Consider the following 17,296-nt stretch of genomic DNA (forward strand, 5'->3'; position numbering starts at 1 on the left):
TTTTGTGTTTTAAAATTGAACGTAATGGCTTAAAGAGTTGTTCGTTTTCTGGAAGTTATGACACCTCTAAAAGTTTGAAAAACAACTATAATATTTCGACTTTTTCTTCATATGTAAACGCACATCTAATATTCACTACACATCAGCGAAACTAAATTTCTATTCTACCTATTAATAATATATTTATCGCACAATGGTATCATTGTAAATTTTAATCACGGTCATGATGATGTTCGTTTAATGAATTCGACATCTTTAATTTGTTTTTAAATAAGTAGTACATACTTGATTAAAAGAAATAAAGGACTTTAAATTATAAGATCTTTGTGACTGTTGGTTCCCCAAAATTTTAAATTGCATAACCTATATTATTAAAGAAGCTTGGAAGTACTAACACATTTTAACCCTTTTGAAGGTCCAGAGATAAAACATATTCTGCATACTACAGATGCGCAAGAAGAAATTTGGTATTCTTGTTATTTTGGTGGTGACGATGCGAATAAGGCATATAACCTCTCATTAACCATTGAATTTGAAGGTGATTTAGATATTACCGCATTACAATGGTCTGTTGATATGTTAATTAGTAGGCATGAAGCTTTACGTTCTGTATTTAGTCCCGATGGAAAATTTATCAATGTATTTGCTTCCATAATCGCAAACTTAGATTTACAAGATTATTCAAGTCTGTCGGTCGAGGAAAAGAAAGCTGCCATAAAAAACTATACCAAGAACGATACTGGTAAAGCGTTTGATCTAACCAAAGAACCCTTAATTCGATTCGCCGTTATTAGAACTGAACCGGATAAATTTCAGTTTATAATCACCACGCATCATATTGTATGTGATGGTTGGTCTTTAGGTATCATCATGCAAGAATTGGGAGCCTTGTATTCTGCAAAGGTTAAAAATGTATCTCACAATCTTCCTGATGCTGTACCGTATACGGAATATGTGGCGCATCAAAATGAAATAAAAGTTAGTCCCGAATTCAATCAAACCGAACAATATTGGTTGAATGTCTTTAGAAACGATATTCCGACAACTAATCTTCCGACAGATTTTAAACAGATAACGAAGAGAACCTATAACGGTGCACGAATTAACCAGTTATTAGATAAAAATGTAGTAAAAGGTATTAAACAAACCGGAATTAAAGGTAACTCTAGTTTGGTATTGACCTTAATGGCGGCTTTTGAAATTTTGCTATATAAGATTACCGAACAAGAAGGTATTGTGCTTGGGTTACCTGTTGCAGGGCAATCTTCAATGGGGGCAAAACATCTTGTTGGGCATTGCGTGAAGTTGTTGCCGATGAAAAGTAATCTAGATATCGACGACAGTTTTATAGATTATTTAAAGAAAAGAAAATCTGCCAATTTTGATGCTTTTGAAAATCAAGAATTGTCATTTGGTAGTTTATTGAAGAAACTTAATATTCCTAGAACTCCTGGTAGAGTGCCATTGGTGCCGGTAGTTTTTAATGTGGATATGGATTTGGACGATGGTGTTACTTTTGAGGGACTTTCGTATCAATACCATAGTAATGAACGAGAATATGAGACTTTCGAGTTATTCTTGAATGCAACTGGGTCAAAAGATAATATAGTGTTGGAATGGTCGTATAATACCAACTTATTCAAAGAAAATACCATACAGGCTATGGGCGAAATGTTCAATGCTATTTTAAATACATTGATTGAACAGCCTAATGCTAAATTATCTGAAATACTTAACAGATCGAACGAAGATAGTATTGTAAAAGGGGGGTCATTAGGCTACCCAAATACTACCCTTCATGAGCTGTTATATAAACAAGCTACAAGCACACCAACGGCAATTGCCTTAGAATTTAAAAACGAGAAGGTTACTTATGCAGAGTTGCAGCGAAAAATAAATAGTACTGCTGTTTACCTGTGGGAGGAAGGCATAAGACCAGGAGATACAGTGGCTATTTCATTGGAAAGATTACCTGAGTTAATTGCTACGTTATTCGCAATTCTTCAATGCGGAGCTAAATATGTGCCTATAGATACCGGCTACCCTGATAATCGTACCTTATTGATGATTTCAGATGCTAAATCGAAGTTTTTTATTTGTGACAAATCAAAACAGGCACTTGAGCATGGTGTCAAAACGATTTTCGTTGAAGAATTAAGAATCAAAGCAAACGAAACTAGTGAAACCATAATTGATGTAAATGTACCTTCTGATGCAGGAGCGTACATCATTTATACTTCTGGATCTACAGGAAAGCCAAAGGGAGTTCAGGTAACGCATAATAATGTGATAAACCTGTTGTTTTCAATGGGCAAAGAGCCAGGGATTACACAAAACGATAAAATATTCGCAACTACCACGATCTCTTTTGATGCCATGGTGATGGAGATTTTTTTACCATTGGTTCATGGTGCAAGTGTTGTATTGGTCGATGAAGAAACACGAAAAGATGGACATCTTTTATTACAAAAAGCAATAGAAGATGAAATAACTGTAATTTGGGGTACACCCACCATCTGGCAAATTTTATTGGATTCTGGTTGGAAAAAACCATTGCACATTAAAGCGCTTATTGGTGGTGAACCCGTTTCTAAAGCACTTTCATTAAAATTGCTAGAAAAGGTTGATGAAGTTTGGAATATTTACGGACCTACGGAAACCACGGTATGCTGCATACTTACAAAAATTACCGATCAAGATAATCCGATTACCATAGGGAAGCCTATCGCAAATACCGATATTTATATTCTAGATGCTAATGGGAAACCAGTGAGAATAGGAGAAGTCGGAGAAATCGTAATTGGTGGCGACGGATTGACCAAAGGCTATTTAGGACAAGAGGAACTTACAAATGAACGTTTCGTCAACAATACTTTTCAAGCTGAAACGAACACTAAAATGTATTTATCTGGAGATTTAGGTAAGCTTTTGCCTAATGGTCAAATTGAATGTTTAGGTCGTAAAGACGAACAAGTTAAAGTTCGCGGACATAGAATTGAACTCGGAGAAATTGAGCATTCTTTAAGTAAGCTGAAAGGAATTCAATCAGCAGCCACCGATGTTAGAAATAATGCTTTAAAAGCATATGTAGTCTATGATGGTAACGAATGGGATTCTGATGTTGCACTTTGGAAGAAGCAATTAGCGGCGGAGTTACCCGTTTTTATGTTACCCCATGACTATATTAAATTAGATAAACTGCCCGTAACTATTAACGGTAAATTAGATAGAAAAGGTCTACCGGATGATACGCATAATATCACTACTAATGAGGAGGTTATTCAACCTTTCAGTAAAGCTGAAAAATTAGTTTCAGAGGTTTGGAAAGAGTGTTTGTTTTTAGATCATGTGAATCTAAACGATGATTTCTTTGAACTAGGTGGGCATTCGTTAATTGCGGCTAAAGTAATGACTAGGCTAGAAGAAAAATCTGGTCAGCGCTTGCCGTTATCTTCTTTGTTCGAATATTCTACGCTTAAAAGTCTGGCTAGTTTATTAAAAATTGAGGAGCAAACCATAACCTGGGATTCTATGGTCCCAATTCAGCCTAATGGATCTAAAACACCGCTATTTATAGTTCACGGAGCAGGTTTAAATATACTTTCTTTTAAAACCTTAAAGGATCATATGGATCCTGATCAGCCTATATATGCTTTTCAGGCGAAAGGACTAAACGGTAAAGAAGCATTATTGACTTCTGTAGAAGAAATAGCGGCGCATTATAATGAAGCGCTTTTGGCAACACAGCCAAAAGGACCCTATAAGTTGGCGGGTTATTCTTCTGGTGGTATTATAGCCTATGAAATGGCAAAACAATTAATGGCAAAAGGAGAAGAGATTTCTGCCTTGGCGCTTTTAGATACCTATGCATATGCCCATTATGGTAAGAGTACCAGTTTAGGCAAAAAGATGGCTTATTTTAATTATTTAGCGAATAAGACTTTGCATGTTTTAAAGCAATTATCAAGTGTAGAAGGATTTAAATATAGAATAGGAGTCACTAAAGCCAACTTAAAGAAATTGTATTTAAGAGTAAAAAAAGATAAAACTACAGTAGCCAAAACAGATTATGATTGGGAGTATGAAAGCCGAATTATTGAGCACAATAAGGTCGTTGATAGCTATCATCTAAAACCATTGCCTATAAAGGTCGACTTATTTAGAATCGAAGATGTAATTGATTATACGCACGATAGTGTACATCTTGGCTGGAAATCTTTTGCGGAAAACGGAATTGAGCTGCATTATGTGCCAGGGGATCACCTGAGTATGTTTTATCCGCCAAATGATAAGGTTTTATCTGCATCGCTGCAAAGAGTGCTTGATAATAACTAAAGCTTAGATTTTACTAACAGTTAAACAGTAGTAGCGGCTAAAATTTCTTTTTCGCTATAATTGTCAGCACCCATATAAGTTAAGTAGTGCTCTGTACTGCTTTCTTTTTTAGAGTGATGCCACAAATTAAAGCCTGCATTTTTGAACAGTAGTTCGTAATTGTGAGAAAATGAACGCTCATAACCATAGGGCTCTGAATGTTTATTAAGTTTTAAATTATGATCAACGCCGTTGGGTTCAATAGCGATGAAAACGGTATTTCCTAAACGATTTACCTGTTGAAGAAAATCTTGTAGTCTACTTTCAGTAAAGTACTCTAGTACTCCTCTGGAAGTTACAAAGATCATGTTTTTGTTTGCATAGGTATTCACCCAATCAAAAGCATCGCTAGCTACGAATTCAAGCTGAGTGTTCTTTTTGTAAGTTATTCTGTTCTGTGAAATCTGATTTTGATTTAAATCGATACCGATAAATCTTTCGATTTGAGGGAGTTGTTCGCTTAAATAATTCAAGACCTTTCCATTACCTGTTCCTATCTCAACTATAGTATTGAAACGCTCATTTTTAGTTGATAATTTCTCCTTCAATAATTCAAAAATAAAAGAGCATTCCGGTAAAAAGTTTTTTTCAAAAGAGTCTGATGTTGCAGCAAAAAAGTGGTTACCCTGATTTTCCCAATAAGCTTTATGAAATCTAGACAGGGTTTCGTGATCCGAATTTATTTCGACCTTTCTCAAAAGAGATTTTCGAATAAAACGTTCAGTTAAAGTAACCTTATTTCCATCGGTAATAGTCATACCGGTTTCAGCAAGTTCTTTTGCTTTTTTCGGCATTAGAAAGACAAGTAAATCACCTATAAGAAGTACAATTTTACTTTTCATCACAAGGTAAAAAACAATTGATATGCAATATTAGAGAAAAAGTTGATTGATTTTTTTAAATGGAAGATTCTTAACAGATATTTAAAATCGTTTACCGATGAAATCTGCATATAAACTATGGTTATTTACCCTCATTTTCTTAATCGTAATTCAATTTCGAAGAACGTCATTTTTTCTCGATGAAATTTTAGGGAATAAAAAAATAATGAAGGGTTTAATTAATATTAATAATTCAAATAAAGTACTGATAATCAATTAATTGAATAATTTTTTTTCATCGAAATACTACTTTTGCATAACTTGTTTGAAATTGAACTGTGTTTGATATTTAGTAATTTTACGTGATTGATTATTTGCACTATTTGAGGCAGAAATGTCTATTGAATATGAATTGAACAAATAGCTGTTGGATTAATTTTTTATGAAATTATGAAGTTATTCATCTAGTGTTTTAAAAGGTTCACCATTTTCCAATAAAAATAAGTAAATCTCAACCCCACAAGTATATTACCTAATGATTGTTTTATAATGGAAGCCAAAAAAGTGAATTTAATAACCGATTCTACAATAGCATATTGGAAGAATATTTTATTAGATGATGTTAAATTACTAGACTTACCGAGTAGAAAGCTATCTGTAAAAAATAGCGTAGGTAAAGGATCATTATTACGTACCCGATTTTCTGCTGATGTCACCAGTAAAGTAAAAACCTACGTAGCTGGCGATACTTACATCGAAGCTTTTTTAATTTCAGCGTTGAGTGTGCTTTTACAGCGATACACCAATCAAATTGATATTGCTTTTGGTTTTACGGTCGATGATAACGACAATGCTCATAATAATTTAGCGCTATTTAGAAATAATATAGACCCTACTGAAGACTTTACTACGTTACATAATCAAACAAAAGAGATACTTGCGTTACATAAAGCGAATCCATACCCGACAGATAAATTTTTAAAAGATTTTAATCTGGTAAAGGACAATGGTGAGAATGCTGTTTTAGATGTTGTACTAGCGATAAATTCTGTAATAGACGCGGCTGTTATTTCAAATGACAACGACGCTAAAGAGTCCATTAAATTTATAGGTTTGGTTGAAACCGATTCTAATATTAAGCTTGTATTGAATACTGCTGATGAGCATATCAAATTCGACCTCGTTTTCAATGAGACTATTTTTGATAAAGAGTTGATAGTGCAGTTCATGCAACATTACAAGCAAATTGTCCCGCTTTTAATTGAACAACCATCAACAGCAGTTGGTAGTATTAATATACTTTCAGAAAAAGAGCGATTTAAGTTATTGAAAGAATTCAATACCCCTTATGCAGCATACCCAAGAGAGAAAACTATTGTTGATCTATTAAATGAGCAAGCAGTTGAAACTCCGAATAACATAGCGGTTGTTTACGAAGAAAATTCGTTAACCTATGATGAGCTTCATAAACTATCGAATCAATTTGCCAACTACCTTATCAAAAAACATGGCGCTGCAAAAGGTGATTTTGCATGCTTGATATTGGAGCGTAGCGAATGGTTGATTGTAAGCATGATGGGTATTATGAAGGCAGGTGCTGTATATGTACCTGTAGATCCAAATTATCCAGAGGAGCGAATCGATTATATAAAAGAAGATAGTAATTGCGATTTTACGGTTGATGCTTCGGAAATAGAAGAATTTAACGCAACTCGTGATTCGTACTCTACTGAAGACATTAAAGACATCAAACTTGAGCCAACCGATTTAATATATATTATTTATACTTCTGGTACTACGGGTAAACCTAAAGGTGTGCAATTAGAGCATAGAAATATTGTAAGTCTGTTTGTTAATGATGATCAGTTCTATGATTTTACAGAGAACGATGTGTGGACCATGTTCCATTCCTATTGTTTTGATTTCTCGGTTTGGGAAATGTACGGGGCATTGTTATTTGGGGGCAAGCTAATCATTCCTTCGAAAGAGGTAATTAAAGATCCTTATGAATTCATGTCCTTGGTAATTAAGGAAAAGGTGACGATTTTAAATCAAACACCATCTTCCTTTTTAAATATTATGGGCAGTCTACCTACGGGTGATATCGATTTAAATTTACGATATGTCATTTTTGGCGGTGAAGCACTATTTCCTAAGTATCTAGAAAAATGGTATCGCAAATTCCCAGGTATTCAATTTGTAAATGGGTATGGTATTACAGAAACGACCATATTTACCACTTTTAATATCATTGATGATGAAGATATCAAAACCAATATTTCTAATATTGGTAACTGTATATCAACATTATCTTCTCATGTGGTAAATACCAATAACCAATTGCAACCTATAGGTGTTATTGGTGAATTATGTATTTCCGGTCATGGTTTGGCAAGAGGTTATTTGAACAGACCAGAACTGACCGATCAGAAGTTTATTGATAATCCTTTTGAGCAGGGAGAAAAAATGTACCGTTCGGGTGATTTAGTAAAAAGACTTTCTGATGGTACTTTAGAATATATAGGTAGAATAGACCACCAAGTTAAGATCCGTGGGCACAGAGTAGAATTAGGGGAAATTGAATCTTCTATAGATGCCATTGCCGGGATAAAACGTACGGTGGTATTGCCTAATACAAATGCAGAAGGTGAAGCCAGGTTGGTTGCCTACCTATTGGCTGACGGTGAAAAACCTGAAATAAGTAGTATTAGGAAAGAGCTTTTTGATACTTTACCAGAATTTATGATGCCTACATTTTTTATGTGGGTAGATGAGTTTCCAACAAATTCTAACGGTAAAATCGATAAAGATAAATTACCGGAACCGGAGTATCTAAGGGCAACATCTGATGTAATTTTTAGAAAACCTCGTACTAAGACTGAAAAAGGACTTGCCAGTATTTGGGAAAAAGAATTAAAAGTATCGGGTATAGGTTTAGACGATAACTTCTTTGAAATGGGCGGTACTTCTATTGTAGCGCAAAAAGTGGTCAACGCCATTATGAAAACGCTTCAAATAAGAATTCCGGTCACCAAATTATATCAGCATACTACGATTTCTACGCTTTCAGAATTTATGGGCGGTGAAAAGAAAACAGTATTGTTTTCTAGTAAGCGAAAAGTTAACAATAAGTCTAACGATGTTGCCATAATCGGTATGGCAGGTCGGTTTCCTGGTGTCAATAGCATTGATGAATTTTGGGATGTTTTAAAGAATGGAAAAGAAACGATTTCATTTTTCACGAAAGAAGAATTGGATCAAAGTATTCCGGCATCCTTACGAAATGATCACTTATATGTTGCTGCAAGGGGTGTAGTGCCTTCTGCAAAAATGTTCGACGCCCGTTTCTTTGGTTTAACGCCTAAATTGGCAGAAGCTATGGATCCCCAACAACGTCTATTTTTAGAACTGGCTTGGGAGGCTCTTGAAGAATCTGGTCATTTGCCAGAACATTATACAGGTAGAGTAGGGGTTTACGCTGGTACAGGTACAAACACCTATTATAAAAAGAATGTACTACCAAATAGTGAGGTCGTAGAAAGCATTGGTCAACTGCAGTTAGATACGGTGAACGAGAAAGATTATGTGGCTTCAAGAACTGCGTATCAATTAAATCTAAAAGGTCCTGCAGTAAGTGTGCATTCGGCATGTTCTACATCATTATTGGCGATTGCCGAAGCCGTAGAATCTATACGAAACGGTCACTGCGAAGTTGCCCTAGCGGGTGGTTCTAGTATTACCGCTCCAATAAATAGCGGACACCTTTATCAAGAAGGTTCTATGTTAAGTACAGATGGTCATTGCAGACCGTTTGATGCTCAAGCAAAGGGTACTGTTTTTAGTGATGGCGCCGGTGTTATCGTTTTAAAGAATTTAGAGGAAGCTAAGAAAGACGGAGATATTATTTATGGGGTTGTTAAAGGTGTAGGTATTAATAACGACGGAGGAGAAAAAGGTAGTTTTACGGCACCAAGTGCAGAAGGTCAGGCAAATGCGATAAAAAGTGCTATCGACGATGCCAATATTTCACCTGATACCATTAGCTATGTAGAGGCACATGGTACGGCGACTCCATTAGGTGATCCTATAGAAATAGAAGGTCTTCATCTGGCTTTTGGTGCGCAATCAAAAAAGAATTTTTGTGGTCTTGGTTCCGTAAAAAGTAATATGGGGCATATGACTGCAGCAGCAGGTGTTGCCGGTCTCATAAAAACAATCTTAGCATTTAATCATAAAGTAATTCCGCCTTCTTTAGGTTTTGAGAAACCTAATCCTGTTATTGATTTTGTAAATAGTCCGTTTTACGTCACCAATACATTAACTCCGTGGGAAGTTGAAGGCCCGCGAAGAGCAGGTATCAGTTCATTCGGTGTAGGTGGTACCAATGTACACGTTGTGGTTGAGGAATATGAAATGGAGGCGAAGACTTCTAAATTTCAACGCCCATTACAATTATTGCCTATTTCTGCAAAAACACAAACTAGTTTAGCCGGATTCGAAACAGTATTAAAAAATCATATCGATGCTAAACCAGATTTGAATTTAGCCGATGTTGCGGCTACCTTAAGTACGACTAAAGCTAGTTTTAGCCATCGTAGATTTATTTTAGCGAGCGATATAAAAGACGCTTCTGAGTTTTTGATGGATAACGATCTAAAAGCGACTCAGTCATCAGTGGTGAAAAATGTTCCGAGTGAGATTGTATTTTTACTGCCTGGTCAGGGTTCCCAGTATTTAAATATGGGTAAAGATTTTTATGATGGGGAAAGCGTTTTTAGAGAGGCTGTTGATACTTGTGCCGATGTCTTGTTGGATACTATAAAAGTAGATATCAGAGAAATCATTTTTCAGGATGTGAATTCTGAAGAGGCAGAAAACAAGTTACGAGATACCCGTTATACACAACCTGCATTATTTACGATAGAATATGCCCTTTCACAATTGTGGATGAGCTGGGGAATTCAGCCTACCGTTTTATGCGGACATAGTCTTGGCGAATTCGTAGGTGCACATTTAGCGGGAGTTTTCAGTTTAGAAGATGCCTTGAAATTGGTTTCTATGAGGGGTATTTTGGTAAGCAGACTTCCAAAAGGGAGTATGCTTACCGTTAGAATAGATCAAGAATCGTTAGAAAAAATTCTTCCGAAGACTTTATCAATCGCAGCTGTAAACTCAGCAACCCTATGTGTAGTATCTGGCGAAGATGATGAGATTACGAAATTCAGTGAGCTTTTAAAAGAGCAGAGTTTGCCATACCGTTTAATTGCTACCAGTCATGCCTTCCATTCTTCTATGATGGATCCTATTTTAGAAGAATTTGGTGATGTGGTTAAGAATATCAACTTAAATATACCCGAATTACCAATAGTATCTACCGTTACAGGTACTTGGCTTACGAATGAAGAAGCTGTAGATCATGTATACTGGACAAACCATTTACGAGATACTGTTCGTTTTTCAGATGCTATGGATACCATGGTGAAGTTAGAAGATGTGGTGTTGGTAGAAGTGGGTCCCGGTAATACGCTTACCACTTTAAGTCGCCAGAACAAAGGCGCAAAAAATATAAAATCCTTAGCTTCATTATCTATCCCGAAAAAAGATGAAAATTCTTATCACGGAATATTGAAAGCTTTAGGTCAATTGTGGCTAACTGGTCTTACCGTAGATTGGAACGCCTTTTATAAAAACCAAGAAAGACAAAGACTTAGATTACCAACCTATGTTTTTGACCGCAAACCATGCTGGATCGATCCCGTCGTTTCTATACCAAAAGAAAGAACCCATTTAAATTCCGATCAGCCAATAACTAGAATAATAGAAAAACCAAAAAGTGCCGCACCAATGAGAAACGTCTCTATTTTAAATAAAATTTCAGAACTGATTTCAAATTCATACGGAATTGAGCTTGAAGTTGCCGACAAAAACAGTAGCTTTTTAGAGTTAGGATTAGATTCTTTAATTCTAACACAAATGGCGATTACCTGTAAAAAAGAGTTTAAAATTCCGATTACATTTAGGCAGCTAAATGAAGATATCAATACGCCTGAGCTTTTAGCGAATTACTTAGATCAGAATTTGCCTGCCGAGTTTATGGCGCCACAACCGGTTGCAGAAGCAGCTCCTCAACCCATTGCAGCTTTTAATCAAGTGCAACAAGTTGCTCCTGCTGATTACACTACTTCGGCTACCAACCAAACGGCTATTGGCTTAATAGGTGAGCAGCTTAACCTATTAAGTAGACAACTTCAGTTATTACAAGGTAATGTTGTAGCTCAAGCTCCACAACCTATTGCTGTATCAAATCCTGCTCCGGCAAAAGTGGTGAATGGGTCTTCTAGTTTAGATTCAAGATCAGAAGAGGAAAAGCTTGAGCATAAAAAACCGTTCGGTGCTTCACCAAGAATCGAAAAGCAATCAACTGGTTTAGATCAGGCACAATCACAATATCTAAAAGATCTTACGGTAAAGTACAATACCAAAACTATTGGTAGTAAAAACTACGCTCAAGATAATAGAGCTAAAATGGCAGATCCAAGAGTAGTATCTGGCTTTAAGCCATTAACTAAAGAATTAGTGTATCCGGTAGTAATCGGTAAATCTGCGGGTAACCGTTTGTGGGATGTAGATGGTAATGAATACATAGATGCCTTAAACGGATTTGGATCTTGCTTTTTTGGATATCAACCAGATTTCATTAAAAAAGCGATGCATGACCAAATTGAATTGGGTTATGAAGTAGGTCCACAACATCCTTTAGCAGGTGAAGTTTGTGAACTGCTATGTGAATTTACAGGTCATGATAGAGCTGCTTTATGTAACACAGGGTCAGAAGCTGTTCTTGGCGCTATGCGTATTGCACGTACGGTTACTGGGCGTTCGCTTATCGTTGCATTTACTGGTGCTTATCATGGTATTAATGATGAAGGTATCGTAAGAGGTTCACAGAAAAAGAAAACGTTCCCGGCTGCTGCGGGTATACTTCCAGAAGCAGTTCAAAATATGTTGATTCTTGATTATGGAACGGACGAAAGTTTGCAGATCATAAAAGATAGAGCCCATGAAATTGCCGGGGTACTTATAGAACCTGTTCAAAGTCGTAGACCAGAGTTTCAACCCGTAGAATTTATAAAGAACGTAAGAGAACTAACTACTAAAGAAGAGATTGCTTTTATTTTCGATGAGGTTATTACTGGTTTCAGAATGCATCCGGGTGGTGCACAGGCATTATTCGATGTAAAAGCTGATCTGGCAACTTACGGTAAAGTTATGGGCGGCGGAGTTTCCATAGGTGCTATTGTAGGTAAGAAGGAGTATATGGATGCGCTTGATGGCGGATTTTGGCAATATGGTGATGACTCGTACCCTGAGGTAGGTGTTACCTATTTTGCAGGTACTTTTGTTCGTCATCCTTTAGCTTTGGCTTCTTCAAAGGCAGCCTTGCTTCATATGAAAGAACAAGGTCCAAGTCTGCAGGCAAATGTGTCTGCTATGACAGAACGTATGGCAAAAAGCTTGAATGCTACTTTTGCAAAAGACGGACTCCCGATAGAAATCACTTATTTCGGTTCTCTATGGAGATTGAAATTCAAGAAAGATATTCCGTATTCAGAATTGCTATTTGTTAGTATGCGTGAAAAAGGAATCCATATTTGGGACGGTTTCCCATGTTTTTTGACCACAGCATATACGAGTAATGATGTAGATTTCTTAATGAAAACCTTGTTGTCTTCAATTGATGATTTGGTACAAGTAGGTATACTTACCAAAGAAGGCGTAAACGGTAATCATGTGGTTAGCTCCCAATCATCTTTTGATAAATTGAACACTCCGCCAGTAGTTGGTGCGCGTTTAGGTAGAGATGAAAAAGGGCAACCAGCTTGGTATGTGGCAGATGCCAACCAAGAAAGTGGTTACATGAAAATTGATATTTAAAACAAGAAAAATTTGAAGCTGAGATTGCCTTTTTAAATGACACATTTATTATTTACGTATTTAACCAATTGCGACAATGATGCTTTCTTTGCGGATGCAGAGCATATGTTTTCGGAAGAGTTTGTACGTAAATACTCAAAATATAAGCGTTGGCAAGATGCGAAATCGACCATATTAGGTAGGTTGCTTTTAGCTTACGGATTAAAAAATTTATATCAAGTAGATATAGATAACCTCAAGATGAATTTCTCTAAGGATAAAAAACCCTTTTTAGAAAACTCATCTATTCAATTCAACATTTCGCACTCTAATGATGTAATTGTTTGCGCAATTACATCGGTGGGTGCCATTGGTGTTGATATAGAGAAAATCAGTGCTATCCCTATTGAAGATTTCAAAGATCAATTCTTACCATTAGAATATGAAACTATACTTAAGGCACCAAAGGTATTAGAGCAGTTCTATACCTATTGGACCCAAAAAGAAGCCGTCGTCAAATCTAACGGGTCTGGCTTGCATATACCTTTACAATCATTTGAAATCAGCAATCGATCTACAGTCATCGCTGACCAGTCCTATTATCTAAATGAAATCAGTATAGATGTTGACTACAAATGTCATATGGCGACACAAAGCTTAATTCATGACGAAGATTTAACGATTATTGGTCTAAAACCCGCATTACTTACAGATTTTGGGTCGGTAAATAGCTTAAAAACTTTTCGATAATTGCGGTAAACATCGTTTGTGGCCGTTAAAGTGTCTACTTAAATATAGCAACTGCTTTTATAAAAAGGTTGAATTGCCGTTTTTCTTAATTACGACGATTTTATAAACTAGGATATCGGAATTTAAGTGAAACAGTTTTTTGTTTAAAGTAATTTTGAACCTTACCATGTTTACTAACTATAAGCGTCAAATTATTTTACTTATGAAAGCTATTATTTCCCCATTTAACCTACAAAAGACAAGAGTCAACGTATTTAAATATGCTTTACTACTATTCGTTGCAGTACAAATTTCATCTTGTGGCAGTGCTAAAAAATCTTCTTACTTCAATGAAGTAGGTAACAATTCGTTTGCTACTTATTTTGAACCATTAGAACCGATTTTACAAAAGAACGATTTGTTAAGCATAAACATAACCAGTTTAAATGCTGAGGTTACAGAGATGTTCAATCTCGCCAATAATGCTGGTGGTGCGCAACCTACAGGGTATTTAATTGATCAAGATGGCTTTATACGTTTCCCGGTGTTAGGTAAAATAGAAGTTTCTGGGTTGACCAAAAAAGAGCTAAGAGAATATATTAGAGAAGAATTGATCTCGAAAAAATTATTAATGGAGCCGATTGTAGATATTCGATTTATGAATTTTAAGGTTTCTGTATTAGGTGAAGTAAATCAGCCTGCTGTATTTACCATTCCTAATGAGAAAGTAACTTTATTAGAGGCATTGGGTATGGCCGGTGACATGACCATTTACGCACAGCGGAATAATGTGTTGTTGATTAGTGAAGAAGATGGTATTAAGAGTACCAAAAGAATTGATTTAACATCAGACGAATTGTTTACCTCTCCTAATTATTATTTAAGACCTAATGATATTGTATATGTGCAACCTAACGATAGAAAGGTTAGAAATACGTCTAATGCTGCCCAATGGTTTTCAGTAATACTAGGATCTTTGTCATTAGCGGTAATTTCCATCTCTACTTTCAAGTAAGCTGAACAAGATATCTTTTTTAAAAACTGTTTACTTAAATCTTAAGGTGATATAACCAACCTATATCGGTTATGTATACTGAAGCCTTATTACCCTATAAAATTGAATGTAATGACTGAAAAGGAATATTTCGATTCACAACTGTCTTCCAAAGAAAACGGAGAAAATTTTGATTTGAAAGCATTGTTTGCCAAGTACCTTAAATCGTGGAAATTCTTCTTGATTTCTTTAGTAATATTTTTAGGTTTAGCCATACTTGCTTTACAATTTATAAATACATCATATAATGTATCTAGCAAATTATTATTAAAGAACGAAACTTCTAATATAGATGCATCGGGCAATAACTTAGGGAACAATAATCCATTTAGTAACTCAGAAAGGGTGAACAATGCAATTGAGGTACTAACCTCGGTAAACTTAATGCGTTCGGTGTTAGATACGTTGTCATTGCAAAGTAGATTTACCGTTCCAGATGCTTTTCCTCCCAAAGAAATTTATGGATCTGAATTACCTTTTAAAATGGTAGTTGACACCTTATTTCCTTTAGCTTACGAAACTACATTGACCATAAAATTAGAGGGTAAAGAAAGTTTTAGTATTTCAGAGGAATTTGAAGATTCATTAGAAGAAAATAATACGGCTAGTTCTGATTATGGTTATAATACCTATAATTACGGATATAAAATTGAAAAGCCATATGGAGTTTTTACATTAGTTCCAAATGAAAATAATACATCTAAAGCTTCCCAGTTCATTGTAGATTTTAGGGATATTGATGAAATGGCGCAAGACTATGTAAAGAAAGCCTTAAGCGTATATGTGATCAATAAAGATGCTTCGGTAATCAATATTGTTTTAAAAGAAAAAATATCGGAAAAAGGGGAAGATATTATTAATACCCTGGTTGAAATATATGGCCTGAAATCATATTTGGCTACGAATGCCTTGGCGTTGAATAATGTACAATTTATTGATGATCGTTTAAATACGCTTTCTAGAGAACTTAGTGAGGTAGAATTGAATGTGGCACAATTTAAAACAGATAATGAACTGGCAAGTGTTGAGTTCGATGCAAATTCTTTTGCTGAACAAGAAATAGATTACGGGAGAAAATTAGCCGATTCCGAAATTGAATTAAAGGTGCTAAGCGCTATAGAACGTAATTTAAAAAGCGGTGATAGTGAATCTACCATCAATTCTTTAAGTGTTACGAGTCCAAATTTAATCTACCTAATTGATAGTTATAACAAACTATTGATAGACAAGAAAAGTCTACAAAGAACCGTACCGGAAAACAATCCTAGAATGATTGATATTAAAGATCAATTAGAGCAGCTTAGGCGAAATGTATTGGGTAGTCTTTCAACATCTAAGCAAAGCTTACGAACTATTATTAGCAGTATTAAGGGTAGATCTGATCAGTTTGCAGAAAAGAAGCAGAGAATACCAACAATGCAAAGACAACTACTTGAAATTAGTAGAGAACAAGGTATTAAAGAAAATTTGTTTCTATATCTATTACAGAAAAGAGAAGAAGCAGCTTTAATGGTTGGTGTTAGAAATGATAATTTCACCATTATCGATAGTGCTATAACCGACTTTGAATCTGGCTCGCCAAGTAAAAAACTATTTCTTTTAGTTGCCTTTTTAATGGGGCTTGCCCTACCTATAGGTGTAATTCACTTAAGAGATATGTTGAATACGAAGGTGAAAGACAAGAACGATATCGAGAAAAAAACAGGTGTACCTGTAATTGGTGAAATTGCCCATAATACATCGGATAAAAATTTAATTGAAAAAGGCGAAGAAGTAAGTGCCTTGGCGCAAAGTTTTAGAATGATGCGAATGAATTTAGATTTCATGCTTTCTAAAAAGAAGGTACAAACTGTTCTAGTAACTTCGGCAATTAAGGGAGAAGGAAAAACATTTTTCTCTTCAAATATGGGTGTTGCCTTGGCATCATCAAGTGCTAAGGTTCTAATACTTGAATTGGATAAGCATAACCCTGAATTAATTGAAGCACTTGGTGAGACAAGAAAAGAATATGGCATTTCTAATTATCTAAATCAAAGCCATAATACCATAACGGTCAATGATCTGTTGATACCGGTTAGTAATAATCCTAATCTATTTGCCATTGGTTTGGGGTCAGAAAATATTGATGGTCTAGAGTCTTTCAATTCTAACAGAATGAATATTTTAATGAATCAATTAAGAAATGAGTTCGATTATATTATAATTGATTCTGCTCCCATAGGTAAGTTGGCAGATACCCTCGCGCTTTCAAAGTATACAGATTGCTGTCTTTATATGGTACGCTCCAACCATTCAAACTTAGAAGATCTAAATGTTATAGAAGAGGTTAGAGTGCATAAAAAGTTTAAGAACCCATTGGTGGTAATGAACGATGTTTCTACTACTAAATAGTAACTAGTTAACC

Annotated in this window: 6 protein-coding genes; 5 read left to right on the top strand and 1 reads right to left on the bottom strand. The window is 35.5% G+C overall.

Annotated elements, in window-relative coordinates:
• Nucleotides 1-381 precede the first annotated feature (381 nt).
• Nucleotides 382-4,335, top strand: coding sequence for a non-ribosomal peptide synthetase (locus tag CLV90_RS03720; protein ID WP_133686162.1), 3,954 nt, complete (start codon nucleotides 382-384; stop codon nucleotides 4,333-4,335).
• Nucleotides 4,336-4,355: 20 nt separating this feature from the next.
• On the opposite strand, the gene CLV90_RS03725 is transcribed toward CLV90_RS03720, so the two are convergent.
• Nucleotides 4,356-5,216: a class I SAM-dependent methyltransferase gene (locus tag CLV90_RS03725; protein ID WP_133686163.1), complete on the bottom strand. Its 861-nt coding sequence runs from the start codon at nucleotides 5,214-5,216 to the stop codon at nucleotides 4,356-4,358.
• A gap of 528 nt (nucleotides 5,217-5,744) precedes the next feature.
• Here CLV90_RS03725 and CLV90_RS03730 point away from each other — a divergent pair.
• The 4 genes from CLV90_RS03730 to CLV90_RS03745 all read left to right on the top strand — a co-directional run bounded on the left by CLV90_RS03730 (nucleotide 5,745) and on the right by CLV90_RS03745 (nucleotide 17,283).
• Nucleotides 5,745-13,130, top strand: coding sequence for a non-ribosomal peptide synthetase/type I polyketide synthase (locus CLV90_RS03730; protein WP_133686164.1), 7,386 nt, complete (start codon nucleotides 5,745-5,747; stop codon nucleotides 13,128-13,130).
• A 36-nt stretch (nucleotides 13,131-13,166) separates the two neighbouring features.
• Complete coding sequence (locus tag CLV90_RS03735) at nucleotides 13,167-13,859, top strand: 4'-phosphopantetheinyl transferase family protein (RefSeq protein WP_133686165.1); 693 nt, start codon at nucleotides 13,167-13,169, stop codon at nucleotides 13,857-13,859.
• Between the two features lie 202 nt (nucleotides 13,860-14,061).
• The gene (locus CLV90_RS03740; protein WP_166638528.1) at nucleotides 14,062-14,853 is read left to right on the top strand and encodes a polysaccharide biosynthesis/export family protein; all 792 of its coding nucleotides are present in this window, start codon (nucleotides 14,062-14,064) and stop codon (nucleotides 14,851-14,853) included.
• Between the two features lie 111 nt (nucleotides 14,854-14,964).
• On the top strand, nucleotides 14,965-17,283 hold the full coding sequence (locus CLV90_RS03745; protein ID WP_133686167.1) for a GumC family protein: 2,319 nt from the start codon (nucleotides 14,965-14,967) through the stop codon (nucleotides 17,281-17,283).
• The last annotated feature ends 13 nt before the right edge of the window (nucleotides 17,284-17,296 follow it).

It is taken from the genome of Maribacter spongiicola, assembly GCF_004364165.1.
Lineage (GTDB): Bacteria > Bacteroidota > Bacteroidia > Flavobacteriales > Flavobacteriaceae > Maribacter > Maribacter spongiicola.